General features: G+C 75.2%; 22 protein-coding genes. 10 read left to right on the top strand and 12 right to left on the bottom strand.

Features of this window, described 5'->3' with window-relative positions; genetic code table 11:
- Positions 1-70: 70 nt before the first annotated feature.
- Positions 71-1,543, bottom strand: coding sequence for a GTPase HflX (hflX, locus tag OF117_RS03370; RefSeq protein WP_263551373.1), 1,473 nt, complete (start codon positions 1,541-1,543; stop codon positions 71-73).
- A gap of 165 nt (positions 1,544-1,708) precedes the next feature.
- On the opposite strand from hflX, the gene OF117_RS03375 reads away from it, so the two are divergent.
- Complete coding sequence (locus OF117_RS03375) at positions 1,709-1,930, top strand: hypothetical protein (RefSeq protein WP_263551374.1); 222 nt, start codon at positions 1,709-1,711, stop codon at positions 1,928-1,930.
- A gap of 74 nt (positions 1,931-2,004) precedes the next feature.
- Here OF117_RS03375 and dapF read toward each other — a convergent pair whose 3' ends face one another.
- The 3 genes from dapF to OF117_RS03390 are packed head-to-tail and all read right to left on the bottom strand — an operon-like array spanning position 2,005 to position 4,522.
- Positions 2,005-2,898 carry a diaminopimelate epimerase gene (gene dapF / locus OF117_RS03380; RefSeq protein ID WP_263551375.1) on the bottom strand — a complete coding sequence of 298 codons (894 nt, stop codon included), beginning with the start codon at positions 2,896-2,898 and terminating at the stop codon, positions 2,005-2,007.
- Positions 2,895-3,818, bottom strand: a complete 924-nt coding sequence (gene miaA / locus OF117_RS03385) for a tRNA (adenosine(37)-N6)-dimethylallyltransferase MiaA (RefSeq protein ID WP_263551376.1) — start codon at positions 3,816-3,818, stop codon at positions 2,895-2,897. Before miaA ends, dapF begins: the two co-directional genes overlap by 4 nt.
- Positions 3,815-4,522: a hypothetical protein gene (locus tag OF117_RS03390; protein ID WP_263551377.1), complete on the bottom strand. Its 708-nt coding sequence runs from the start codon at positions 4,520-4,522 to the stop codon at positions 3,815-3,817. The genes miaA and OF117_RS03390 overlap by 4 nt, the downstream gene beginning before the upstream one ends.
- Before the next feature lie 637 nt (positions 4,523-5,159).
- Between OF117_RS03390 and OF117_RS03395 the strand changes: the two genes are divergently transcribed.
- Positions 5,160-6,371, top strand: a complete 1,212-nt coding sequence (locus OF117_RS03395; RefSeq protein WP_263551378.1) for a DUF349 domain-containing protein — start codon at positions 5,160-5,162, stop codon at positions 6,369-6,371.
- Positions 6,372-6,508: 137 nt separating this feature from the next.
- On the opposite strand, the gene miaB is transcribed toward OF117_RS03395, so the two are convergent.
- A complete protein-coding gene (gene miaB / locus OF117_RS03400; protein WP_263551379.1) occupies positions 6,509-7,972 on the bottom strand; it encodes a tRNA (N6-isopentenyl adenosine(37)-C2)-methylthiotransferase MiaB in 1,464 nt (487 codons plus the stop codon).
- A 139-nt stretch (positions 7,973-8,111) separates the two neighbouring features.
- On the opposite strand from miaB, the gene OF117_RS03405 reads away from it, so the two are divergent.
- The 7 genes from OF117_RS03405 to OF117_RS03435 all read left to right on the top strand — a co-directional run bounded on the left by OF117_RS03405 (position 8,112) and on the right by OF117_RS03435 (position 14,929).
- A complete protein-coding gene (locus OF117_RS03405) occupies positions 8,112-8,867 on the top strand; it encodes an amino acid ABC transporter ATP-binding protein (RefSeq protein ID WP_263551380.1) in 756 nt (251 codons plus the stop codon).
- Positions 8,868-8,893: 26 nt separating this feature from the next.
- The gene (locus OF117_RS03410; RefSeq protein ID WP_263551381.1) at positions 8,894-9,787 is read left to right on the top strand and encodes a glutamate ABC transporter substrate-binding protein; all 894 of its coding nucleotides are present in this window, start codon (positions 8,894-8,896) and stop codon (positions 9,785-9,787) included.
- A gap of 76 nt (positions 9,788-9,863) precedes the next feature.
- Entirely contained in the window at positions 9,864-10,511 is a 648-nt protein-coding gene (locus tag OF117_RS03415; protein WP_263551382.1) for an amino acid ABC transporter permease, read from the top strand.
- Positions 10,508-11,395: an amino acid ABC transporter permease gene (locus OF117_RS03420; protein WP_263551383.1), complete on the top strand. Its 888-nt coding sequence runs from the start codon at positions 10,508-10,510 to the stop codon at positions 11,393-11,395. The genes OF117_RS03415 and OF117_RS03420 overlap by 4 nt, the downstream gene beginning before the upstream one ends.
- Positions 11,396-11,463: 68 nt before the next feature.
- Entirely contained in the window at positions 11,464-12,441 is a 978-nt protein-coding gene (locus OF117_RS03425) for a hypothetical protein (RefSeq protein WP_263551384.1), read from the top strand.
- A gap of 135 nt (positions 12,442-12,576) precedes the next feature.
- Positions 12,577-14,331 (top strand): cytochrome c oxidase subunit I, encoded by a 1,755-nt coding sequence (ctaD, locus tag OF117_RS03430; protein ID WP_263551385.1) that lies wholly within the window; start codon positions 12,577-12,579, stop codon positions 14,329-14,331.
- A 40-nt stretch (positions 14,332-14,371) separates the two neighbouring features.
- Complete coding sequence (locus tag OF117_RS03435; RefSeq protein ID WP_263551386.1) at positions 14,372-14,929, top strand: DUF3040 domain-containing protein; 558 nt, start codon at positions 14,372-14,374, stop codon at positions 14,927-14,929.
- Between the two features lie 196 nt (positions 14,930-15,125).
- Here OF117_RS03435 and OF117_RS03440 read toward each other — a convergent pair whose 3' ends face one another.
- From OF117_RS03440 to OF117_RS03470, 7 genes are all read right to left on the bottom strand, one after another.
- Positions 15,126-15,683 (bottom strand): regulatory protein RecX, encoded by a 558-nt coding sequence (locus tag OF117_RS03440; RefSeq protein ID WP_263551387.1) that lies wholly within the window; start codon positions 15,681-15,683, stop codon positions 15,126-15,128.
- 125 nt (positions 15,684-15,808) lie between these two features.
- A complete protein-coding gene (gene recA / locus OF117_RS03445) occupies positions 15,809-16,846 on the bottom strand; it encodes a recombinase RecA (protein ID WP_263551388.1) in 1,038 nt (345 codons plus the stop codon).
- A gap of 230 nt (positions 16,847-17,076) precedes the next feature.
- Positions 17,077-17,271: a DUF3046 domain-containing protein gene (locus tag OF117_RS03450; RefSeq protein WP_263551389.1), complete on the bottom strand. Its 195-nt coding sequence runs from the start codon at positions 17,269-17,271 to the stop codon at positions 17,077-17,079.
- Between the two features lie 10 nt (positions 17,272-17,281).
- Positions 17,282-17,938 carry a hypothetical protein gene (locus OF117_RS03455; protein WP_263551390.1) on the bottom strand — a complete coding sequence of 219 codons (657 nt, stop codon included), beginning with the start codon at positions 17,936-17,938 and terminating at the stop codon, positions 17,282-17,284.
- Positions 17,935-18,396, bottom strand: coding sequence for a MarR family winged helix-turn-helix transcriptional regulator (locus tag OF117_RS03460; RefSeq protein ID WP_263551391.1), 462 nt, complete (start codon positions 18,394-18,396; stop codon positions 17,935-17,937). Before OF117_RS03460 ends, OF117_RS03455 begins: the two co-directional genes overlap by 4 nt.
- A 158-nt stretch (positions 18,397-18,554) precedes the next feature.
- Entirely contained in the window at positions 18,555-19,844 is a 1,290-nt protein-coding gene (locus OF117_RS03465) for an MFS transporter (protein WP_263551392.1), read from the bottom strand.
- On the bottom strand, positions 19,838-20,035 hold the full coding sequence (locus OF117_RS03470; protein ID WP_263551393.1) for a hypothetical protein: 198 nt from the start codon (positions 20,033-20,035) through the stop codon (positions 19,838-19,840). Before OF117_RS03470 ends, OF117_RS03465 begins: the two co-directional genes overlap by 7 nt.
- Before the next feature lie 120 nt (positions 20,036-20,155).
- Between OF117_RS03470 and OF117_RS03475 the strand changes: the two genes are divergently transcribed.
- Complete coding sequence (locus OF117_RS03475) at positions 20,156-24,823, top strand: ATP-dependent helicase (RefSeq protein ID WP_263551394.1); 4,668 nt, start codon at positions 20,156-20,158, stop codon at positions 24,821-24,823.
- Positions 24,824-24,884 lie beyond the last annotated feature (61 nt).

Below are 24,884 nucleotides of genomic sequence, written 5' to 3' on the forward strand. Positions count from 1 at the left end.
TTCACCGTACCGGGCCGTGACCTGGCCGTGACCTGGGCGAGCCGGGTCCCACCCACTCGGGTGCCCGGCGTCAGGTGGCCGGGACGGCGAAGTCGGCCAGCGCGGTGGCCAGCGCGCCGTCCACACGCGCGCTCAACCGAGTGCCCGCGGGCTCGTGCCGCTCGTCGAGGACCTCACCGTCGCGGTGCACCCGCGCGACCAGGTCGCCACGCTCGTAGGGCACGAGCACGTCGACGTCGACGTCGGGGCGCGGCAGGCGGGTGGCGATCTGGCGGCGCAGCTCGTCGATGCCCTCCCCGGTGCGCGCCGAGACCCACACCGCGCCGGGCAACGCCCGGCGCAGGGCGAAAACGTCGGCGTCGGTCATCGCGTCGACCTTGTTGACGACGATGAGCTCGGGCACCGCCGCGGCGTCGATCTCGCCCAGCACCACCCGGACGGCGTCGATCTGCCCGAGCGGGTCGGCGTCCGACCCGTCGACCACGTGCACCAGCAGGTCGGCGCAGGCGACCTCCTCGAGGGTCGAGCGGAACGCGTCGACCAGCTGGTGCGGCAGGTGCCGGACGAAGCCGACCGTGTCGGTCAGCGTGTACTCCCGGCCCTCCGGCGACAGGGCGCGGCGCACCGTCGGGTCCAGCGTGGCGAACAGGGCGTCCTGCACCAGCACGCCCGCCCCGGTGAGCTGGTTGAGCAGGCTGGACTTGCCGGCGTTCGTGTAGCCGGCGATCGCCACGCTCGGCACGGCGTTGCGGCTGCGTCCGGCGCGCTGGGTCGCCCGCGCGGTGGCCATCCCGGCGATGTCGCGTCGCAGCCGGCTGACCCGCGCGCGGATCCGCCGCCGGTCGGTCTCGATCTTCGTCTCACCCGGTCCGCGGGTGCCGATGCCGCCACCGCCGGCGACGCGGCCACCCGCCTGGCGGGACAGCGACTCACCCCAGCCGCGCAGCCGCGGGAGCATGTACTGCATCTGGGCCAGCTCGACCTGCGCCTTGCCCTCCCGGCTGCTGGCGTGCTGCGCGAAGATGTCGAGGATCAACGCGACCCGGTCGACGACCTTGACCTTGAGGATCCTCTCCAGCGCGTTGAGCTGGCCCGGGGTGAGCTCACCGTCGCAGATGACGGTGTCGGCGCCGGTCGCGGCGACGATGTCGCGGATCTCCGCGGCCTTGCCCGACCCCACGTAGGTGCCGGCGTCCGGCTTGTCCCGCCGCTGATTGACCGCCTCGAGCACGACCGACCCGGCGGTCTCGGCCAGGGCGGCCAGCTCGGCCAGCGAGCGGTCGGCGTCGGCCGCGGTGCCCTCGGTCCAGACGCCGACGAGCACGACCCGCTCCAGCCGCAGCCGCCGGTACTCGACCTCGGTGACGTCGGTGAGCTCGGTGGACAGGCCGGCGACGCGGCGCAGAGCGCCGCGCTCCTCCAGCGCGTACGAGCCGGTGGTGTCGCCGGACTCCTCCCACGGCGCGACGCCTGCGCTCCGGGCAGCGGCGTCGGCGCGGGCCTGTGCGTCGTCGAGGACGGCGCGGTTCTGTGCGGTGGTCATCGTCTCCCAGCGTGGCACGCCCCGTCCGTGCGGGGCACCGATTATCCGACCTGCACAACACCGACGGGGCCCGGAGCCATCCCGCACTTCTCCGGAAGGGTGACGCAGGGGGCGGTCCGGGTACGGGCGGACGACGTGCCGACGTCCACCCTGAAGGAGGACCGGATGACCGAGAGCAGCGGAGCGATGCGCCCGGACCGGGACGACGAGCTCGACGACCCGGGCCGCGACCCGGTGGGCCTGCACCCGCCGCGCGACGTCCTCAGCGCCCCCGGCGGCGTGACCGGCGAGGGCGGCTACACGCCGGGCCGCCCGTCGGAGGACGAGCAGCAGGCCGGCAGCGAGCCCGACGAGCCGGCGACCGGCACCCGCGACGGTGGGCCCTGAGGGTCGGCCGCCCGAGCCCGGCGGGGCCGCCCCCGGCGGGCGGCCGCCGGCCCGGGTGAGGAGACCCGGTCGGGTCAGCCGGCGAGCCACTCGGCGGTCAGCACCCCGGTGGCGGTCAGGACGGCGGGACCGGTGAGCACCGTCGTCCCGTCCCCGACCCGCACCGACAACCGGCCTCCGGGGACGTCGACGACGACCGTCCCCGATCCGGCGCCGCGGGCCTCGAGCGCGGCGAACGCGGCCGCGCAGGCGCCGGTGCCGCAGGAGCGGGTCTCCCCCACGCCCCGCTCGACGACGCGCAGCCGCACGTGCGCGTCGGCGCCCTCGCCGCCGGCCCGCAGCAGGGTGACCAGCTCGAGGTTGACCCCCTCGGGGAACAGCTGGGGGTCGACGGCGGGCACACCGGTCAGGTCGAGCGCGTCCAGGTCGACGTCGGTGAGGCAGGCCAGGTGGGGATTGCCCATCGACACGGCCAGCCCGGCGAATGTCCGCCCGGCGATGCGGGCCTCACCCCGGCCGAACGGGCGCGCCGGGCCCATGTCCACCCAGTAGCCGCCGCCGGGCACCGCACCGACCCGCCGGGGGCCGCCGCGCGTGCCCACGAGCACGCCCTTCTCGCACGCGGCCCGGTCGACCAGCCCCTCGGCGAGCAGGACGTGCAGGAACAGCCGGATGCCGTTGCCGCACATCTCGGCGTGCGAGCCGTCGGCGTTGCGGTGGTCCATGAACCACTCGCAGCGGTCGAGGTCGGCGCCGAGGGCCGCGGCCGCATCGGGCACGTGCCGGCTGCGGACCACGCGGAGCACGCCGTCGCCGCCCGGGCCCGAGCGCCGCTCGCACAGCCGGCGGACCAGGGCGGCGTCGAGCCGCTGCTCGGGCCACCCCGTGCCGTCGGGGTCGGGCAGGACGACGAAATCGTTCTCCGTGCCGTGCCCGAGCAGGACCCGGGGAGCCGGCGGCTGCGTCACGGGTCGATCGTACGGTCGGCGATCTCCCGGGTGACGGCGTCGAGCAGGTCACCGCGGGCGGCATCGAACCAGCGGACGGCGGGATCGCGGCGGAACCACGACCGCTGGCGCCGGACGAAACGCCGGGTGGCGCCGACCGTCCGCTCGCGGGCCTCGTCCGGGTCGAGCTCGCCGGCCAGCTGGGCCAGCACCTGCGCGTAGCCCAGCGCGCGGGAGGCCGTGGGGCCCTCCCGCAGTCCCTCGGCGACCAGCACCTCGACCTCGGCGACCAGGCCGCCGGCCCACATCCGCTCGACGCGCCGGGCGATGCGCTCGTCCAGCTCGGCGGCGGCGCGGTCGAGCCCGACGACGACGGCGGGGTAGTGCGGCCGCGGTTCGGGCAGGGTCGCGCGGAACGGCCCGCCGGTCAGCTCGACCACCTCCAGCGCCCGCACGATCCGCCGTCCGTTGCTGGGCAGCACGGCCGCCGCCGCGGCCGGGTCGACGGCGGCGAGCCGGGCGTGCAGCGCGGCCGGCCCGACCGCGGCGAGCTCGCCCTCCAGCCGGGCCCGCACCGCGGGGTCGGTGCCGGGCAGGTCCAGGTCGTCGAGCACGGCCCGCACGTACAGCCCCGAACCGCCGACCAGCAGCGGCACGACGCCCGCGGCCCGCAGCCGGTCGATGACGGCACGCGCGGTGCCCCGGTACTCGGCGACCGACGCCGCCTGCCTTACGTGCCACAGGTCGAGCAGGTGGTGCGGGATGCCGCCGCGCTCGTCAGGGCCGGGCTTGGCGGTGCCGACGTCCATGCCGCGGTAGAGCTGCATCGAGTCCGCGTTGACCACCTCGCCGCCGAGCCGGCGAGCGAGCGCGACGGCCAGGGCCGTCTTGCCCGTCGCCGTCGGGCCGACGACGGCCACCACGGGCGGTGCACCGGTCACGGCGCCAGCCAGTCGGCCACCAGGTAGCCGACGCCGAACGGCGCGTCGTCGTGGCGCAGCCGCGCCACGACCGTGCGCCCGCGGAGGGCCGCACCGACCGCCCGCCAGGTGTCGACCCCGTCGGCCAGCAGCCGCCGTCCCTCGGCCGGGTCCAGCGCGGCCAGGGCGGCGGCGTCCCCCGCGGCGAGCGCGGCGGCGACCCCGGCGTCGAACGGCGCGGCCGCCGCGTCCAGGTAGCCGGGCGCCTTGACCGTGCGCCGCGCGGAGCCATCGCCCATCGCGAGCACCCCCACCGGGCCCGGCAGCCCGGCCAGCACCTCGAGCAGGTCGGGCGGGGCGACCCCGAGCCTCGTGCCGGCGTAGCCCGCCTCGTCCAGCAGCCAGGCACCCAGCGCGTGGGCGAGCGGCAGCCGCCGCCCGCCGGGCCGGGGCCGGCCGGCGAACGGGAGGTCGAGGTCGACGCCGAAGCCCCGCAGGCTGCCGACGTCCCCGGGCCCGTACCGGAGACCGGCCTCCGTCCTGGTGCCGACGACGACCACGACGTCGGCCGCGGACGCGAGCATCGCCGACACCGCCTCGGTGCACGCGGCCAGCAGCTTCGCCGTCTCCGCGGCCGCCCCGCGGGCAACGGCGGGGTGCAGCAGCGGCGGTGCCGGGCAGAAGGCGACCGCCACCGGACCGGCGGCGGCGGGATCGGCGGTCACGGCAGCAGTCTCGCCGATGACGCGTGGGAGACTGCCGGACGTGTCGAGCACGGAGCTTCCCGGCAACGGGACGGAGCAGGTTCTTCCGCCGGACGCCGACCGTCGGGGTACGCCACCCGGCGAGCGCGCGCCCGCAGCGACCTCCCCCGCGGACACGGCCACCGGGAACGGTGCCCCGGTCGGCGCGCCGGCGGACGACGCCGGCGGCCCGTCCCGCGGCTCCGCCGCGGTGCCCCCGGACGCCGGCACGCCGGCCGCCGACCCCGCAACCGCCGACCCCGCAACCGCCGACCCCGCAGCCGCCGATTCCGCGGAGGCCGGCGTCGCGGATCCCGCAGAAGCCGGCGTTGCGGATCCCACAGAAGCCGGCGTCGCGGATCCCACAGAGGCCGGCGTCGCGGATCCCGCGGAAGCCGGCGTCGCGGATCCCGCGGAGGCCGGTGCCGCGGATCCCGCGGAGGCCGGTGCCGCGGATCCTGCGGAGGCCGGTGTCGCGGATCCGACCGCCGACGTCCCGCCGACCACCGCCGCCGGTGACCTGCCGCCGTCCGTCACGCCGAGCGGCCCGCCGCCGGAGCAGCCGGTGCACGTCCCCGGGCCGCACCGGCCGGAACCCGCCGAGAGTGCCGCGCCGGCCGTGGACCCGGCCGCCTGGGGCCGGGTCGACGACGACGGGACGGTCTACGTGCGCACCGCGGACGGCGAGCGCGCCGTCGGGTCGTGGCAGGCCGGTGACCCGGCGACCGGGCTGGCGCACTACGCCCGGCGCTACGCCGACCTGGCCACCGAGGTGTCGCTGCTCGAGGCCCGGCTGCGGGCCCACACCGGCAACCCGGGTGAGCTGAAGAAGAAGGCGCAGGCGCTGGCCGACTCCATCCCGGAGGCCGCGGCCGTCGGCGACCTCGACGGGCTGGCGGCGCGGGCCCGGGCCATGGTCGGCACGGCCGACGAGGCGGCCGCCGAGTCGCGGGCGGAGAAGGCCGCCGCGCGCGCCGCGCAGGTCGCCCGCAAGGAGGCGCTGGCCGCCGAGGCCGAGCAGATCGCAGCCGAGTCGACCGCGTGGAAGGCCGCCGGCGACCGGCTCAAGGCCATCGTCGAGGAGTGGAAGACCATCCGCGGCATCGACCGCAAGACCGACGAGGCGCTGTGGTCGCGCTTCGCCGCGGCCCGGGACGCCTTCGGCCGGCGGCGCGGGGCGCACTTCGCCGCGCTGGACGCGCAGCGCAGCGAGTCCCGGGCGGCGAAGCAGGAGCTGATCGCGGAGGCACAGCGGCTGTCGACGTCCACCGAGTGGGGACCGACCAGCGCCGCGATGCGCACCCTCATGGACCGGTGGAAGGGAGTGCCCCGCACCGGCCGGGACGGCGACGACGACCTGTGGAAGCAGTTCCGGGCCGCCCAGGACGCCTTCTTCGCCGCGCGCGCCGAATCGGACAAGGAGCGCAACCGCGAGCAGCTGGAGAACCAGCGGCAGAAGGAGGAGCTGCTCGCCGAGGCCGAGCGGATCGACCCGTCGACCGACCCGCGCGGGGCGCAGAACAGGCTGCGCCGCATCCAGGAGCGCTACGACGCCATCGGGCACGTCCCCCGGGGCGCGATGCGCACGCTGGAGGACCGGATGCAGGCCGTCGAGCAGCGCGTCCGCGGCGCGGCGGACTCCTCGCGAGCGCGGTCGGCGCCCGAGAACCCGATGGTGACGTCGATGCGCGCGGCGGTCACCAAGGCCGAGGAGCAGCTGGTCAAGGCGGAGGCGGCCGGCGACGCCCAGCGCGTCGCCGAGGCCCGGGCCAACCTGACGACCCGGCGGGAGTGGCTCGCCGAGGCGGAGAGGTCGGCGTCCCGCCGCTGACGCCGGCGCCCGCCCCTTAGAGCCCCGGCCCCGGGCATAGGAAGCTTTGCCTCGGTCTCGAGCCGCGATACCGGGGGCATTGCTTCCTATGCCCCCTGGTCGCGAGCCCTACGGTCGCGAGCCCCCGGTCGGGGCGGTCAGGCGGGGGCGCCGACCCTCGGCATGCCGAGCAGGACGCCGGGCGTGGTCGGCCGGGTGCCGGCCTCGCTCGCGTCGCCGGCCCGGGTCCGCCGGTGCGAGCGCAGCGGGCCGTCGGCGACGAGGTGGTGCGGCGCGGCCCGCGTGACCACGGTCTCGACCACGTCACCGGGCCGGACACCGCCGTCGGCACCGCCGTCCGGGGCGGTGAAGTGCACCAGCCGCCCGTCGCGGGCGCGGCCGGTCGACCGGCCGGTGCGGGCGTCCTTGCTGCCCTCCCCTGCCGCGACGAGCAGCTCCACCGTCCGCCCGACCTGCGCCTGGTTCTCCGCCCAGCTGATGTCGTCCTGCAGGGCGACGAGCCGCTCGTACCGCTCCTGGACGACGGCCTTCGGCAGCTGCCCGTCCATGTCCGCCGCGGGCGTGCCGGGCCGCTTCGAGTACTGGAAGGTGAAGGCGGACGCGAACCGGGCGGCGCGGACGACGTCGAGCGTGGCGTCGAAGTCGGCCTCGGTCTCCCCGGGGAAACCGACGATGATGTCGGTGGTGATCGCCGCGTCGGGCATCGCCGCGCGGACCCGGTCGAGGATGCCGAGGTAGCGCTCCTGCCGGTAGGAGCGGCGCATCCTGCGGAGCACGTCGTCCGACCCGCTCTGCAGCGGCATGTGCAGCTGGTGGCACACGGCCGGCGTCTCCGCCATCGCGGCGATCACGTCGTCGGTGAAGTCGCGCGGGTGCGGGCTGGTGAACCGGATCCGCTCCAGCCCCTCGATCCGGCCGGCGGCGCGCAGCAGGTCGGCGAACGCGCCGCGGTCGCCGAAGCCGGCGCCGTAGCTGTTGACGTTCTGCCCGAGGAAGGTCACCTCGAGCACGCCCTGGTCGACGAGCGCCCGCACCTCGGCGAGCACGTCGCCGGGACGGCGGTCCTCCTCGCGGCCGCGCAGCGAGGGCACGATGCAGAACGTGCAGGTGTTGTTGCAGCCGACGCTGATCGACACCCAGGCCGAGTAGGCCGAGTCGCGGCGGGCCGGCAGCGTCGACGGGAAGACCTCCAGCGCCTCCTTGATCTCGACCTGCGCCCGTGCGTTGTGCCGGGCCCGCTCGAGCAGGGCGGGCAGCGCGCCGACGTTGTGCGTACCGAAGACGACGTCCACCCACGGCGCGCGCCGGACGATCTCGCCGCGGTCCTTCTGCGCCAGGCAGCCGCCGACGGCGATCTGCATGCCGGGCCGGGCGGCCTTCACCGGCCGCAGGTGCCCCAGGTTGCCGTACAGCCGGTTGTCGGCGTTCTCGCGCACCGCGCAGGTGTTGAGGACGACGACGTCGGCCTCGTCCCCCTCGGCCGCGGGCGCGTAGCCGGCCGCCTCGAGCAGGCCGGCCAGGCGCTCGGAGTCGTGCACGTTCATCTGGCAGCCATAGGTGCGCACCCGGTAGGTGCGGGGGGCGGCGGGCGGGGTCGTCATGGCAGATCGAGCGTACGGCGGCGCGCCGGACCACCCGTGGCACCCGGTCGGGCGAACGGCCCGGTCCGCGGGCGGCTTCGTTACGGCTTCGTGATCGCGGAGGTCACCCGCCGGAACCGGTGCGCCCTACAGTCGCCGGGTGACCAGCGGTTCGAACGGACAACCTCTCGTCCGGCTCTCGCACGTCGACAAGTGGTTCGGTGACCTGCACGTCCTGCAGGACATCGACCTGTCGATCGACCGCGGGGAGGTGGTCGTCGTCATCGGCCCCTCCGGCTCCGGCAAGTCGACGCTGTGCCGGACGATCAACCGGCTGGAGTCCATCCAGCAGGGGGAGATCTTCATCGACGGGGAGCGGCTGCCCGAGGAGGGCAAGGCGCTGGCCCGGCTGCGCAGCGACGTCGGCATGGTGTTCCAGAGCTTCAACCTGTTCGCGCACAAGACCGTGCTGGAGAACGTGACGCTCGGCCCGGTCAAGGTGCGCAAGCAGCCCCGGGCGCGGGCGGAGGAGCGGGCCCGGGAGCTGCTCGACCGGGTCGGCGTCGGCACGCAGGCGGGCAAGTACCCCGCACAGCTGTCCGGCGGGCAGCAGCAGCGGGTCGCGATCGCCCGGGCCCTGGCCATGGACCCGAAGGTGATGCTGTTCGACGAGCCGACGTCGGCCCTCGACCCGGAGATGATCAACGAGGTCCTCGACGTCATGATCTCGCTGGCGCGCGAGGGCATGACCATGGTCGTCATCACGCACGAGATGGGGTTCGCCCGGCGGGCGGCCAACCGGGTCGTGTTCATGGACGGCGGCCGGATCGTCGAGTCGGCCGATCCCGAGACCTTCTTCACGGCGCCGACGACCGACCGCGCCAAGGACTTCCTGTCCAAGATCCTGCACCACTGAGCCCCACCCCAAGGAGGAGTGCACCCATGCGCATGACCCGGTACGCCGCCTCGCTGGCGGTCCTCGGCCTGGCGCTCGCCGGCTGCGCCAGCGAGGCCGGCAACCAGGCCGCGGAGCAGACCGACGCCGGCGTCGAGGTCGAGCAGAGCACCGACTTCGAGCCCGGCACCACGATGGCCGAGCTCAGCGAGGCGGGGTCGATCACCGTCGGCACGAAGTTCGACCAGCCCGGCTTCGGGCTGCTCAACCCCACGACCGACGCGCCCGACGGCTTCGACGTCGAGATCGCCAAGATCATCGCCGCCGAGCTCGGCATCGCTCCCGAGGGCATCGAGTGGGTCGAGACCGTGTCGGCCAACCGGGAGCCGTTCCTCCAGAACGGCCAGGTCGACATGGTCGTCGCCACGTACACGATCAACGACCAGCGCAAGGAGCTCATCGACTTCGCGGGCCCGTACTACACCGCCGGTCAGGACATCATGGTCCCGACCGGGAACCCGCAGGGCATCCAGGGTCCCGAGGACCTCGCCGGCAAGCGGGTCTGCTCGGTGGAGGGCTCGACGCCGGCGCAGAACATCCGCGACAACTACCCCGAGGCCCAGCTGACGCTGTTCGACGTCTACTCCAAGTGCGCCGACGCGCTGGCCAACGGCCAGGTCGACGCGGTGACCACGGACAACGTCATCCTCACCGGCCTGGTGGCGGGCAGCGACGGGGGCTTCGAGCTGGTCGGCAACCCGTTCACCGAGGAGCCCTACGGCATCGGCGTGCCGAAGGGGGACGACGAGTTCCGCACGTTCATCAACGACACGCTGGAGCAGGCGTACGAGAGCGGCGCGTGGGCCGACGCCTGGGACCGCACCGCCGGCGCGATCACCGGCGAGCCGGCGCCCGAGCCGCCGTCGGTCGACCGGTACTGAGCTGAGCCGGACGCCGCCGGGCGGGTGGAGGCCCGCCCGGCGGCGTCCGCCGTCGTGACTCCGGGGAGGCGCCGCGGTGCAGTTCCTGATCGACAACTTCAACCTGCTGTGGGACGCGTTCCTCACCACGTTGAGCATCTCCGCGCTGGCGGGGTTGGTGGCACTGGTGCTGGGCACGCTGCTGGCCGCGGCCCGGGTCAGCCCGATCCCGCCGCTGCGCGGGCTGGCGACGTTCTACGTCGAGACCTTCCGGAACACCCCGCTGACGGTCGTCTTCTTCTTCCTCATCTTCGGTCTGCCGCAGATCGACTTCGTGCTCGGCTTCTTCCCCGGCGCGGTGCTCTCCCTCGGCCTGTACACCGCGGCCTTCGTCTGCGAGGCGGTCCGCTCGGGGATCAACGCCATCTCGACCGGGCAGGCCGAGGCGTCCCGCGCGATCGGGCTCACCTTCGGCCAGTCGCTGCGCGAGGTGGTGCTGCCCCAGGCCTTCCGCACCGTGGTGCCGCCGCTGGGCAACGTCTTCATCGCGATGGTCAAGAACAGCTCCATCGCCGCCGGGTTCGCCGTCAGCGAGCTCAGCTCCCTGCTCCCCCGGCTCGTCAACGCCAACGCCGCGCAGCTCAGCGCCGTCCTCGTGGGGGTCGTCGTCGCCTACATGCTGATCACCCTGCCGCTGGCCTTCCTGGTCCACCACGTCGAGCGGCGGGTGGCGATCCTGCGATGACCGCACCCGTCCTGTTCGACATCCCCGGGCCGAAGGCCCGCGCGCGCATCCGCATCGGCACCGGCTTCGGGACGCTGCTGATCCTTGCCCTGCTCGCGCTGGTGCTGGTCCGGCTGGCCGGCAACCAGCAGCTCGAGCCGCAGCGCTGGGCGGTGCTGTTCGACCCGCGGACCGGTGTCCCGCAGACGCTGGGCGAGACGCTCGTACGCACCCTGACCGTGGCCGCGGTGGGCATGGTGCTCGCCACGCTCGTGGGCCTGCTGCTGGCCGTCGGGCGGCTCTCGGACCACGGCCCCGTCCGGTGGCTGGCCGCCACCTACATCGAGTTCTTCCGCGCGGTTCCGCTGCTGGTCGTGATCTTCGCGCTGTTCTTCGTGCTGCCGAAGTACGGCGTCGAGCCCTCCGCCTTCGTGGCGCTGACCGGTGGGCTCGTCCTCTACAACTCCGCGGTGCTGGCGGAGATCTTCCGCGCCGGCATCCTGTCGATCGACAAGGGTCAGCGGGAGGCGGCCTTCGGCATCGGCATGCGCAAGACGCAGGTCATGACGCTGGTGCTGCTGCCGCAGGCGACCCGGCGCATGCTGCCGGTGCTCGTGGCGCAGCTGGTGGTCCTGCTCAAGGACAGCTCGCTCGGTTTCATCATCGGGTACTTCGAGCTGCTCCGCGGCGCGCGCAGCCTGGTCGAGTTCTTCGGGCCGCGCTTCGGCAACGACTACACCTTCCAGATCTACGTCGCGGCCGGCTTGATCTACATCGTCGTGAACGTCCTGCTCTCGACGCTGGCCCGCTACGTCGAGCGCCGCACGCGCCGCACGCCGCGGGCGGCGGGCAGGAAGCCGGAGCTCGACGCCGCCGAGCAGATGGGGGGCGGCGGTCTCACCTGACACTCGGGTCACAGGCCCGGCGCGCCTCGCGCGGGGCATACCGTCACAGCGGCAAGACTGACGCCGCCATGGAGACGATGCACGCCGCCGGCCGCCGCAGCCTGCCGCCGGTCCCCCGCGCCGCCGCCGAGGTCGCCGACCAGTCGACCGAGCGGCTGCACCTGCCGGACCTGGAGCCGGCCGAGGCGCCGCGGGTCGCCGCGCGCCCGCCGGGAGCGCCCGTCGCCGCCCAGCCGATGGCCCAGGACGCCGCCGTCGACCACGACGCCCACGACCGCCACGACGGCCACGACGAGGACGAGGCGGCGGCGTCCGCCCCGGACGACGCCCTCGTCCCCCGGAGGACGGTCGTCCCGGAGGACGTCGTCGACGACGGGGACGCCGTCCGGGAGCCCGCGGACGAGGGGCCGACCGCCGGTGAGCCGGCGGTCGGGGCCGCCTCCGCCGACCCGCCTGCCGTCGAGCCGCCTCTCGCCGTGGCAGGCCCGGCCGAGCCGGGGGACCCGGCCGAGCCGGCGGACCCGGCCCAGCCGGCGGACCCGGCCGAGCCGGCGGACCCCGCGGACCCCGTGGAACTCGCGGAACCGGCGGCTGGCCCCGCGGGCGGGTACGGCCGGGACGCCGGGCCGCAGCCGGTGACCCCCGCCGCCGTCGCGGCGTCGGCCGGATCCGTGGACGAGGCGGAACGGACCATCGACCCGGACGACCCCGCCCAGTACTTCGTCGCCCGCCTGCGGGCGGCCGCGACCGACTTCGCCGAGGCGGCCGGCGCGGCGAGCGCCGTGGTGCGCGAGGCGATCCCCCCGGCCCGGCACCGCCGTTCCCGGTGCCGCATGGTGCTCCGCTACGCGGACGGCGGTGAGGCCGACCTGACCTTCGTCGGTGCCGTCGGTCGGCCCGGGACGCCTGCGTGGGAGGGGTTCGACGAGCAGATCCAGCGCTGGCTGGGGAACGGGCAGCGGCGCGAGCCGGCCTGGCTCGTCGAGGACGACGAGGCCGTCAACGGCGTCGCCGTCGACGTGCCCGCCTGGCTCGCCGCAGTCTGACTGATCGGCTGCGCTCCCGCTCCGAGCACGGACGCACGGGACCACGGCCCCTTCCGTCGCGGGTGCGGCAGAGCGATCATGGGGAGGCCGCTCGCGGCCGCGTGAGCGGACCGTCTCGCCGCCGGGAGGCCGGCCGTGACCGTGCTCGCACCCCAGCCCATCGTCAGCCACCCCGGCCCGGAGCGTCCGCCTGTCCGGGGCGCCCGCCTGCTCTCGCTGCTGCGGACGACCGACCACAAGACGATCGGGCTGATGTACCTGGTCACCAGTTTCGTGTTCTTCGTGGCCGGTGGGCTCATGGCGATGCTGATGCGGGCCGAGCTGGCCCGACCGGCGCTGCAGTTCCTGTCCCCGGAGCAGTACAACCAGCTGTTCACCATGCACGGCACGGTGATGCTGCTGCTGTTCGCGACTCCCCTGGTGTTCGCGTTCGCGAACCTGGTGCTGCCGCTGCAGATCGGCTCGCCCGACGTCGCCTTCCCCCGGCTGAACGCCTTCTCGTACTGGTTGTTCCTGTTCGGCGGGACCATCGCGATGGCCGGGTTTCTCACCCCCGGCGGCGCCGCGGACTTCGGCTGGTACGCCTACGTGCCGCTCTCGACGGGTACGCACAGCCCTGGCCTCGGGGGCAACCTGTGGATCACCGGGCTGATCGTCAGCGGCCTGGGCACGATCCTCGGCGCGGTCAACATGATCACCACGGTGGTGTGCCTACGCGCGCCCGGGATGACGCTGTTCCGGATGCCCATCTTCGTCTGGAACATCACGATCACCAGCCTGCTCGTGATCATCGCCTTCCCGATCCTGACCGCCGCGCTGTTCGCCCTGCTGGCCGAGCGGAACCTGGATGCCGCCGTCTACATCGACGAGAACGGCGGCGCGATGCTGTGGCAGCACCTGTTCTGGTACTTCGGGCATCCCGAGGTCTACATCGTGGCGCTGCCGTTCTTCGGCATCGTCACCGAGGTCATCCCGGTGTTCAGCCGTAAGCCGCTGTTCGGCTACAAGGGCATGGTCGCCGCGACGATCGCGATCGGCTTCCTGTCGATCGCGGTGTGGGCGCACCACATGTTCGCCACCGGAGCGGTGCTGCTGCCGTTCTTCGCGTTCGCCACGTACCTCATCGCGGTGCCCACCGGGATCAAGTTCTTCAACTGGATCGGCACCATGTGGCGCGGTCAGCTGACCTTCGAGACACCGATGCTGTGGTCGGTCGGCTTCCTGGTCACCTTCATGCTGGGCGGGCTGACCGGCGTGATGCTGGCCTCGCCACCGCTGGACTGGCACCTCAACGACAGCTACTTCGTCGTGGCCCACTTCCACTACGTGCTCTTCGGGACCATCGTCTTCGCGGCCTTCGCCGGCATCTACTTCTGGTTCCCGAAGATGAGCGGCCGGATGATGGACGAACGGCTGGGCAAGCTGCACTTCTGGATGACGTTCGTGGGCTTCCACCTGACCTTCCTCGTGCAGCACTGGCTGGGTGCCGAGGGGATGCCGCGCCGGTACGTCACCTACCTGGGCACCGACGGTTTCACCCTGCTGAACACCCTGTCGACGATCGGCGCGTTCATCCTGGGCGCGGCCACGCTGCCGTTCCTCTACAACGCCCGGCGGTCGTGGAAGTACGGCCAGCTGGCGTTGCGCGACGACCCCTGGGGCCACGGGAACTCGCTGGAGTGGGCGACCTCCTCGCCGCCGCCTCGGCACAACTTCGTCGAGATCCCGCGGATCCGGTCGAACCGGCCCGCCTTCGAGGCGCACTACCCGCACCTGCGCAAGCGGCTGGACGAAGAGGCACATCTGGGCCGGCGGCACGAGCCCTTCGCCGGTCGCCTCCTGTCCGGTACGGGCACCCGCGAGGGCCCGCACGATCCCGACGCCACCTGAAGCCGGCCGCAGGGACGCTCGCGAGCCACCGGAGGACGCCATGCCACTGGACCCCGAGGAACGGGAAGCACTGGCCGGTATCCGGAGCGGCCTCGAACGCGAGGACCGCGCCCTCGCCGACTCCTTCGCGGTCCTTTCCGCTCCCCCGACCCGCCGTTGGGCGCTGCTGGCGTGCGCCGCCGTGGTCGCAGCCGCCCTGCTGTTCGCGGCGCTGGGCGTGCGCGCCGTGGCCGTCATCGGCATGGTGCTCGTGCTGGCCGCGCCCTGGGTGGCCTTCCGCGCCGCGAACCTCGCCGCCGACGACGCGCCGCCCGGGGGCATGCCGCCGACCGGGACGGGCCCCGCGGGACCCGCACGGCCGGTCCGGGACCGCCCGTCGACCGAGGACCGCCCATCGACCGCAGATCTCCGGCCAGCCGCGGGTGACCCGCTGACCGGAGCCTCTCCCCCGATCGCGCACGGCCGGCGCAGCGGTCAGAGCCCGCCGGTCGCGAGCCACGGGCGGACGGGCGCCGCTCCGGCGCCCGTCGGGAAGCTCGGCCGTCGGCGGGGCCGCCCCCGACGCCGCGCCGCCGCGACGGGCACGCGGCCCGGCTGAGTTCCGCGACACCGCTGTTCGCCGTGGTTGTGTCAGCGGGCGGGCGGCACCGTGGCACGGGCGGCGCCGCGGGGGCAGGCACCGCCCGCGGGGGTAGGCACGCCCGCACGGGCGGCGCCGCGGGGGCAGGCACCGCCCGCACGGGCGGCGCCGCGCGGGGAGGGCACGCCCGCGGCGCCGCCCACGGGCGTCGGCCTCACCCCCAAGCCACCCCGTCGTCTCCACCGACGTCGTCGACACCGGCTCCATCCGTCCCGTCGGCGTCGAGCGCTTCCCGGACGACGGCCGCGGCCAGCCCCCCGCCGTAGCCCTTGCGCGCGAGCATGCCGACCAGCCTGCGCGTGGCGGTGGGCCGGTCGACGCGGTGCAGCGACGGCAGCTTGCGCTCGACCAACCGCCGGGCGGCCTCTCGCTCGTCGTGGTCGTCGACCTGCCCGACCGCCTGCGCCGCCGTCTCGGCGTCGATGCCCTTGGCCTGCAATTCGGCCCGCAGCGCGCGGCGGGCCAGGCCGCGACCGGCCTGCCGTGAACTGACCCAGGCCTGGGCGAAGGCCGCATCGTCGACCAACCCCACGTCGGTGAAGCGGTCGAGCACCGCAACCGCCGCCGCCTCGGGCACGCCGCGGCGGGCGAGCAGATCGGCCAGCTGCTGCCGGGTTCTCGGCGCTCCGGTCAGCGCCCGCAGGCAGATGGCGCGGGCCACCGCCTCCGGATCGCCGGGCGCGTCCTGCGGCGACCCGGGTGGCTCGTCCACCGCGGATGCTTCTCGGGTGCGGCTCCGGCCGCCGGGGAGCCCGTCGCCCTCGGCGGGACGCCGCCCGCCGCGACGAGCAGGCGGGCGGCGCCCCGAGCCTCCGGCCGCTCCGGTCACCAGGCCGGTCAGAAGTCGACCGGGTCGGCCGGGGCCGGCGGCGCGTCGAGCGTGGCCCCGATGCCCAGCTTCTCCTTGACCTTCTTCTCGATCTCGTCGGCGAGGTCGGGGTTGTCGCGCAGGAAGGCGCGGACGTTCTCCTTGCCCTGTCCCAGCTGGTCGCCCTCGTACGTGTACCAGGCGCCGGACTTGCGGATGAAGCCCTGCTCGACCCCGGCGTCGATGAGCCCGCCCTCGCGGCTGAAGCCCTGGCCCCAGAGCAGGTCGAGCTCGGCCTGCTTGAACGGCGCGGCCACCTTGTTCTTGACGATCTTGACGCGGACGCGGCTGCCGACGGCGTCGGTGCCCTGCTTCAGGGTCTCGATGCGGCGGACGTCGAGCCGGACCGACGAGTAGAACTTCAGCGCCCGCCCACCGGTGGTGACCTCCGGGGAGCCGTAGACGATGCCGACCTTCTCGCGGAGCTGGTTGATGAAGATGGCGGTCGTGCCGGAGTTGTTCAGCGCACCGGTGATCTTGCGCAGCGCCTGGCTCATCAGGCGGGCCTGCAGGCCGACGTGGCTGTCACCCATCTCGCCCTCGATCTCGGCGCGGGGGACCAGGGCGGCGACCGAGTCGATGACGATGACGTCGAGGGCGCCCGAGCGGATCAGCATGTCGGCGATCTCGAGCGCCTGCTCACCGGTGTCGGGCTGGCTGACCAGCAGGGCGTCGGTGTCGACGCCGATGGCCCGGGCGTATTCCGGGTCGAGCGCGTGCTCGGCGTCGATGAACGCCGCGATACCGCCGGCGGCCTGGGCGTTGGCCACCGCGTGCAGGGCGACCGTGGTCTTGCCGGAGGACTCCGGGCCGTAGACCTCGATGATCCGGCCGCGCGGCAGGCCGCCGATGCCCAGGGCGATGTCGAGGGCGATGGAGCCCGTCGGGATCACCTTGATCGGCTGGGCGGCGTTGTCGCCCAGCCGCATCACGGAGCCCTTGCCGAACTGCTTGTCGATCTGGGCGAGGGCCATGTCGAGGGCCTTGTCGCGGTCGAGCGTTGCCATCGTGCTCACCTTCGGGACGTTGCGAGGAGCGGTCGGTACCGACGCTAGGGCGGGGATCCGACAATTCCGGGCGGCGGGAGGATCTGTGGAGAGGGATGCGTCCTGTGGACGCCACAGTAGGCCGAACACACGTTCGACTGCCAGGCCGACACGCCGCCCGCGTCGTCGGCCGCGATCCTCCGCGGGGGCTCCGGGTGCCGGGATCCCCGCCGGTGCGCGCCGGACCGGGTTCAGCGCTCCTTGGCCGGCACGTCGTACTCCTCGCACACGGCCAGCCACACCCGCCGGACGGGCAGGCCGGCCTCGATCGCCTCCACCGCCGTCCGCCCGCCCAGCACGGCGAAGACGTGGTCGCGCGCGACGCTCTCCGCGCGCACGGACCCGAAGGCTCCCGACATACGGGACCAGAACTCCTGCAGGCGCACGGGGTCGACGCTAGCGCGCCGCCCGCTCGCCCTCGTCCGCCTGCCGGGCGGTCAGCCCCTGCCGCAGGTGCCGGACCAGTGCCGCGTGGTCGTCGGCGTGCAGGCGCACCGCCGTGACCGGCTCCGCGTCGCCGCGTGGCGACAGCAGCGGGAGCGGGCGGGCGAGGACGACGTCCACGGTCGTCTGGTTGGAGACCGCCACGGACAGCACCCGGTCCGGACTCTCGCCGTGCACCTGGAGGGTGCGCATCCCCTCGAGCGACCTCCGGCGGGACCGCACGGCGGCGATGTCGGCCCACGGCACCAGGAACTCGACGGTGCTCCCGTGGCGGATCCGCAGCCCGGTCCCGTCGACCACGTGCGGGTGCACGGTGAGGCCCGCCAGCACGCCGATCATCCAGAGCAGCCCGTACAGGCCGACGGCGAGCGCGGCCGTGCGCACGGCGTCCCACGGGACGAGGAAGTGCAGGATCGGCACCTCGACGGCCGAGACGCCGATGAACGTCCAGTGCGCGGGCCCCACCGTGCGGACGTAACCGAAGGGGACGCCACCCGGACCGACGTCCGCACCGCGCCGCAGCACCCAACGGGCCAGGCTGCGCCACATGCCGAGCTCGTACGCCAGCGCGCGGCGGACCAGGCGACCTGGCCCGGGGTCGCCGGTCACCGGTACGCCCCCGCACCGCGCCCCACGCCGCGCTCCCGCAGCCGCTCGAGGACGTCGTCCAGGCCCGCCAGCAGGCCGGTCAGCCGCTCGGCCGGCATGCCGGCGAACAGCGCCGCGGCGAACTCCTCCCGGTCGCGGGCGAGCCCGTCGGCCAGCGCGGCCCCGTCGTCCGTGAAGGAGACGAGGGTGGCCCGCCGATCGGTCGGATGAGCCGCCCGGATCACCAGGCCGGCGTCGACGAGGGCGTCGACGAGGCCGGTCACGTTGCGCGGGGTGACGCCCAGGGCAGCGGCGAGCACCCGCTGGGTCACCGGCCCCCGGCTGCGCAGCTCCCAGAGCAGGTGCGCGCGCGCGGTGGTCAGACCGCGGCGGGCCAGCCCGCGTGCCATGTCGTCATCCAGGACGACGACCAGCTCCAGGACGCGGTCGAGCGCGGTGCACCACCGGGCCGTTTCCATTACCACAGCTCACAGTGTACTTACTTCACTGACTCCGGTCCGCCACAACGGGCCGATCTAGGCTCGGGGCATGATCCCCGGCAGCGGCAACGCCACGGTCGACCTCGTCGTGGAGATCGGCATCATCTGCGCGCTGATCGTCCTGATCGTGCTGCTGATCAGGAACTACCGGGGCCGTCGCTGACCCCGCCGGCGCGCGCCGGCCGCGGCGTCCGCAGCCACACGACGACCAGCGGCGCCACGAGCGCCGCCGACACGCCCGCGACGAGCCCGAAGCCGCCGACCGCCAGCAGCGGGCCTCCGACGACCCCGGCCAGCGCCGCCCCCAGGCCCATGAGCAGGTCGGTGCCGCCCTGGGCGGTCGGCCGCAGGGTCACGTCCACCGCCTCGCTCACCAGCGTGGAGCCTGCAACCAGCCCGCACGACCAGCCCACCCCGAGCAGCAGCAACCCGACGCCCAGCTGCACCGCGGCACCCGGCGGCGCCGTGCCGGCCAGCGCCGCCGCGCCCAGCAGGAGCACCCCGCCGGCGGCGACGGTGGCGCTCCGCCCGGCCCGGTCGGACAGGACGCCGACCAGCGGGGAGAACAGGTACATGCCGGCCACGTGCACGCTGATCACCAGGCCGATGACGCGCAGCGTGGCCCCCTCACCGGCGCCGGCGTGCCCCATGTGCACCGGGGTCATGACCATCACCCCGACCATGACCGCGTGGGAGACCACGACGGCGGTCAGCCCGAGCCGGCCGCTCGGGGACGCCCACACCGCCCGCAACGCGGCAGCGGTGGCCCGACGCGGCGCCGCGGCGGCGCCGCGTCCGCCCAGCCGGCGGGCGAGCAGCAGCGGATCGGGACGCAGCAGCAGCACCAGGCCGACCGCGACGACCGAGAACACCGCGGCGGAGACCACCACCGCCCCGCCGAGCGGGGGCAGGTCCAGCGCGCGCCCCAGGGCGGCGCCGGGACCGGCGAGGTTGGGACCCAGCACGGCACCGACCGTGGTGGCCCACACGACCAGCGACAGCGACCGCGCCCGGTGCTCCGGGGCCGCGAGGTCGGCCGCCGCGTAGCGGGCCTGCAGCCCGCAGGCGGTAGCGGCGCCGAAGGCGAACAGCCCGGCCAGGAGCAGCGGCAGCGACGACAGGGTGGCGGCCAGCACGGTCAGCAGCGAGCCGGCGACGGCGACCGCATACCCGGCGGCCAGGCCCGCCCGGCGTCCGGCCCGGTCGCTGATCCGGGCCAGCGGGACGGCGATCACCGCGGCGCCGAGCACGCTCGCCGTCTGGCCGAGACCCGCGGCGGTGTCGGTGCCGGCGACGTCGCGGGCGAGCAGCCCGCCGACCGTGATGCCCACGGTCACGCCGAGCCCGCCGAGCGCGACGCCACCGCTGAGCACGGCCACCGTCCGCCGCTGCACCCGGACCGCGTCGACGCCGTCCGCCGTCACCACGGCTGCGCCCCGCGCCGGCCGCGGCACCGGTCGGCGACGAGCTCCTGCGACCGGGGGCCGGGAGGGGCCGCGCCGTGCGGGCCGGGCGACGCGTACACGTCGAGCACGAACGGCACCGGGGAGCCCGTGGACTGCGCCTGCAGGTCCGTGCCGACCGCCGTCACCCGGTCGGCACCGTGGGCGCCACCCATCCGAGCCTCCCTCCGCCCAGTGCCCCGACCACCCTCGACGCCGGGCCGGGACCCCCGTCGATCAGGTGACCTGGTCATCATCCGCGGCGGATTGTCGTACGTCCCGGGGACACTGGCTGCGTGCCTCGCCGTCCGCCCCCGTCCGCCGGCGCCCCCACCGGGCCCTCGGCGCTCGACCGCTTCACCGAGCCCACCCGGGCCTGGTTCACCGGCGCCTTCGAGCGGCCCACGCCCGCCCAGGAGGGCGCCTGGACGGCGATCAGCAGCGGCGGGCACGCGCTGGTGGTCGCGCCGACCGGCTCGGGGAAGACGCTGGCGGCCTTCCTGTGGTCGCTCGACCGGCTGTCGGCCGCCCCGCCGGTCGATGAGCAGCGCGCCTGCCGGGTGCTGTACGTGTCGCCGCTCAAGGCGCTGGCCGTCGACGTCGAGCGCAACCTCCGCGCGCCGCTGACCGGCATCGGCCAGGCCGCCGCGCGCCTGGGGCTGCCGCGGCCGGCCATCCGCGTCGGCATCCGCTCCGGCGACACCCCCGCCGACGAGCGGCGCGCGTTCGCCCGCCGGCCCACGGACATCCTCATCACCACGCCCGAGTCGCTGTTCCTGCTGCTCACCAGCTCGGCACGGGAGGCGTTGCGCGGCGTCGAGACGGTCATCGTCGACGAGGTGCACGCCGTGGCCGATACCAAGCGCGGCGCGCACCTGGCGGTGTCGCTCGACCGGCTCGACGAGCTGCTCGAGCGCCCGGCCCAGCGCATCGGCCTGTCGGCGACGGTGCGGCCCATCGAGGAGGTCGCCACCTTCCTGGCCGGCGGCCGGCCGGTCGAGGTGGTCGCCCCCGGCTCGGAGAAGCGGTGGGACCTCTCGGTGGTCGTCCCGGTCGAGGACATGGGCCAGCTGGGCCAGCCGACCGGCGAGCTGGAAGGCTCGGCCGCCGGCGCCCAGCCGCGGACGTCGATCTGGCCGGCCGTCGAGGAGCGGGTGCTCGACCTGGTCGAGGCCCACCGCAGCACCATCGTGTTCGCCAACTCCCGGCGGCTGGCCGAGCGGCTGACCAGCCGGCTCAACGAGCTGGCCTACGAGCGGGCCACCGGGGAGGAGGCGCCGCCCGGGGCGAACGCCGCCGCGCTCATGGCCCAGGCCGGCTCCGGCGGCGGGCTGCCGACCGACTTCCAACCGGTCGCGGCCGCACACCACGGCTCGGTGTCCCGCGAGCAGCGGATGGTCGTCGAGGAGGCGCTCAAGTCCGGGCGGCTGCCCGCGGTGGTCGCCACCAGCAGCCTGGAACTGGGCATCGACATGGGCGCGGTCGACCTCGTCGTCCAGGTGGAGGCACCGCCGACGGTCGCCGCCGGGCTGCAGCGGGTCGGCCGGGCCGGCCACCAGGTCGGCGCCGTCAGCCGCGGCGTGCTGTTCCCCAAGTACCGCGGCGACCTGGTGCAGTGCGCGCTGGTCGCGGAGCGGATGAAGGCCGGTGCGATCGAGTCGATCCGCTACCTGCGCAACCCGCTCGACGTGCTGGCCCAGCAGGTGGTGGCCATGGTCGCCGAGCGGCCGCGGACGGTCGACGAGGTCGCCGCCGTCGTCCGCCGGTCGGCGCCGTTCGCGTCGCTGCCGGACTCGGCCCTGCACGCCGTGCTCGACATGCTGGCCGGGCGCTACCCCTCCGACGCGTTCGCCGAGCTGCGCCCCCGGCTGACCTGGGACCGGGTGACCGACACGCTCACCGCCCGCTCCGGCGCCCAGCGGCTGGCCGTCACCAGCGGCGGCACCATCCCCGACCGTGGTCTGTTCGGCGTCTTCCTCGTCTCCGGCGCCGGCGAGACCGGCGGGCGGCGCGTCGGCGAGCTCGACGAGGAGATGGTCTACGAGTCGCGGGTCGGCGACGTCTTCCTGCTCGGCTCCTCGTCCTGGCGGATCGAGGAGATCACCCACGACCGGGTGCTGGTCACCCCGGCGCCCGGCCAGCCGGGCAAGATGCCGTTCTGGCACGGCGACGCGCCGGGCCGCCCCCTGGAGCTGGGCCGCGCGTTGGGCGCCTTCCTCCGCGAGGTCGGCTCGGCGACGCCGGAGGCGGGCCTCGACCGCGCCCGCGCCGCCGGCCTGGACGAGTGGGGCGCGGCCAACCTGCAGGCCTACCTGGCCGAGCAGAAGCAGGCGACCGGGCACCTGCCCGACGACCGCACCCTGCTGGTGGAGCGGTTTCGCGACGAGCTCGGCGACTGGCGCCTCGTCGTCCACTCCCCCTTCGGCGCCCAGGTCAACGCTCCGTGGGCGCTGGTGCTCGCCGCCCGGCTGCGCGAGCGGTACGGCGTCGACGTGGCCTCCATGCACTCCGACGACGGCATCGTGCTCCGGCTGCCCGACACCACCGGCGAGCCGCCGGAGGCCGATCTCGCCGTGCTCGACCCGGACGACGTCGAGCGCGAGGTGACCGCCGAGGTCGGCAACTCGGCGCTGTTCGCCAGCCGGTTCCGGGAGTGCGCGGCCCGGGCGCTGCTGCTCCCCCGCCGCGATCCGCGCAAGCGCACGCCGCTGTGGCAGCAGCGCCAGCGGGCCGCCCAGCTGCTGGCGGTCGCCAGCGACTTCGCGAGCTTCCCGATCACCCTCGAGGCGGCCCGCGAGGTGCTGCAGGACGTCTACGACGTGCCGGGGCTGGTCGAGCTGATGCGCGACGTCCGCTCCCGCCGGGTGCGGGTCGTCGACGTGCAGACCCAGGCCGCCTCGCCGTTCGCCCAGTCGCTGCTGTTCGGGTACGTGGGCCAGTTCCTCTACGAGGGCGACGCCCCGCTGGCCGAGCGCCGCGCGCAGGCGCTGGCGCTCGACACGGGCCTGCTGGCCGAGCTGCTCGGCCGCTCCGAGCTGCGCGAGCTCCTCGACGCGGAGGCGCTGGCCGAGGTCGAGGCGGAGCTGCAGCGGTTGCCCGCCGAGCGGCACCCTCGTGACCTCGACGGAGCGGCCGACCTGCTGCGCGTGGTGGGTGACCTCACCGTCGCGGAGGCGCTGCGGCGCGGCGTGCGGCGCGAGCAGCTCGACGAGCTCGTCGCATCGCGCCGGGCGATCGTGGTCCGCATCGCCGGGGAGGAGCGGCACGCCGCCATCGAGGACGCCGGCCGGCTGCGCGACGCTCTCGGCACCGCCCTGCCCGTGGGGGTGCCGGAGGCGTTCACCGAGCCGGTGGCCGATCCGCTCGGCGACCTGGTCGGCCGCTACGCGCGCACCCACGGCCCCTTCCAGCCGGCCGAGGTCGCCGGCCGGCTGGGGCTCGGCGTCGCCGTCGTCACGGCGACGCTGCAGCGGCTCACGAGCACCGGACGCCTGGTCGCCGGCGAGTTCCGCCCCGGGGGCACCGGCCACGAGTGGTGCGACGCCGACGTGCTGCGCTCGGTCCGCCGGCGCAGCCTGGCCAGGCTGCGCCAGGAGGTCGAACCGGTGCCGGTCGGCGCGCTGGCGCGCTTCACCCCGTCGTGGCAGTCGGTGGGCAGCCGGCTGCGCGGACCGGACGGCGTGCTCGCCGTCGTCGAGCAGCTCGCGGGTGCGCTGGTGCCGGCCAGCGCCCTGGAGTCGCTGGTGCTGCCGGCGCGGGTGCGCGACTACGCGCCCGGCATGCTCGACGAGCTAACCAGCGCCGGTGAGGTGCTGTGGGCGGGCGCCGGCGGGCTGCCCGGCGGCGACGGCTGGATCAGCCTGGTGCCCGCCGACCTCGCCCCGCTGCTGCTGCCCGAGCCGCTCGATCCGGGCGGGTCGGGCGACGGGGCGGCGGGTGGCTACGCGCCCGTCGTCGTGGAGAAGCTCTCCGCCGGCCAGGCGCTGTTCTTCCGCGGGCTGTCCGACCTGGTCGGCTCGACCGACGACACCGCCTTCGCCGAGCTGGTGTGGGACCTGGTGTGGGCCGGGCGGCTGACCAACGACACCCTCGCTCCGCTGCGCACCCGGTTGGCCGGGGGCGGCACCCATCGGCGGGCGCCCGCGCCCCCGCGGGCCCGCCTCGACCGTCCCCGCTACGGGCGCAGCCGCCTCGGTCGCCCCACGATGCCCGCGCGCTCCGGCCCGCCGACGGTGGCCGGCCGCTGGTCGCTGCTGCCCGACCGCGAGGCCAACCCGACGAAGCGGACGACGGCCCGCGCCGAGGCGCTGCTCGAGCGGCACGGCGTGCTCACCCGCGGCGCGGTGCAGGGCGAGCAGGTCAGCGGCGGCTTCTCCGGCGTGTACCCGGTGCTGCGGGCGTTCGAGGAGAACGGGCGGGCCCGGCGGGGCTACTTCGTCGAGACCCTCGGGGCGGCGCAGTTCGGCACGCCGGGCTCCGTCGACCGGCTGCGCGCCTTCGCCTCGCCGGACCGCTCCCCGTCCGGCGCGGTCGTGCTGGCCGCCACCGACCCGGCCAACGTCTACGGCGCGGCGCTGCCGTGGCCGGAGCGGCTGACCGCGGCCGACGGCGGGTCCGTCGACGGTGCAGCGGTCGACGTCGGCGAGGGCACCGGCGGCGGCCGGAGAGGCGCCGCCGGCCACCGGGCCGGGCGGAAGGCCGGTGCGCTCGTGGTGCTCGTCGACGGCGAGCTGGTCCTGTACGTCGAGCGGGGCGGGAAGACGCTGCTGTCGTGGACCGAGGACGAGCAGACCCTCAAGGAGGCCGCGACCGCGCTCTCCGGCGCCGTGGCAGCCGGGGCCCTCGGCCGGATGGTGGTGCAGAAGGCCGACGGCGCCTCGGTGCACGAGTCGACCCCGCTGTCGGCCGCCCTGCAGGCGGCCGGCTTCGCCGCCACCCCGAGGGGTCTTCGGATGCGCGCCTGAGCCGGGCCCGATGCGCCGCCGGGGCGGCGTCGGCGGAGCCGCCGTCGACCGAGCCGTCATC

Source organism: Geodermatophilus sp. YIM 151500, assembly GCF_025716945.1.
Classification (GTDB): domain Bacteria; phylum Actinomycetota; class Actinomycetes; order Mycobacteriales; family Geodermatophilaceae; genus YIM-151500.

Excerpts from the sequence above, each read along its gene's own strand:
- OF117_RS03460 (WP_263551391.1), bottom strand. The coding sequence starts at position 18,396 with ATGGAAACGGCCCGGTGGTGCACCGCGCTCGACCGCGTCCTGGAGCTG.
- OF117_RS03420 (WP_263551383.1), top strand. The coding sequence starts at position 10,508 with ATGACCGCACCCGTCCTGTTCGACATCCCCGGGCCGAAGGCCCGCGCG.
- miaB (WP_263551379.1), bottom strand. The coding sequence starts at position 7,972 with ATGACGACCCCGCCCGCCGCCCCCCGCACCTACCGGGTGCGCACCTAT.
- OF117_RS03435 (WP_263551386.1), top strand. The coding sequence starts at position 14,372 with ATGCCACTGGACCCCGAGGAACGGGAAGCACTGGCCGGTATCCGGAGC.
- recA (WP_263551388.1), bottom strand. The coding sequence starts at position 16,846 with ATGGCAACGCTCGACCGCGACAAGGCCCTCGACATGGCCCTCGCCCAG.
- OF117_RS03425 (WP_263551384.1), top strand. The coding sequence starts at position 11,464 with ATGGAGACGATGCACGCCGCCGGCCGCCGCAGCCTGCCGCCGGTCCCC.
- OF117_RS03375 (WP_263551374.1), top strand. The coding sequence starts at position 1,709 with ATGACCGAGAGCAGCGGAGCGATGCGCCCGGACCGGGACGACGAGCTC.
- OF117_RS03410 (WP_263551381.1), top strand. The coding sequence starts at position 8,894 with ATGCGCATGACCCGGTACGCCGCCTCGCTGGCGGTCCTCGGCCTGGCG.
- OF117_RS03470 (WP_263551393.1), bottom strand. The coding sequence starts at position 20,035 with ATGGGTGGCGCCCACGGTGCCGACCGGGTGACGGCGGTCGGCACGGAC.
- hflX (WP_263551373.1), bottom strand. The coding sequence starts at position 1,543 with ATGACCACCGCACAGAACCGCGCCGTCCTCGACGACGCACAGGCCCGC.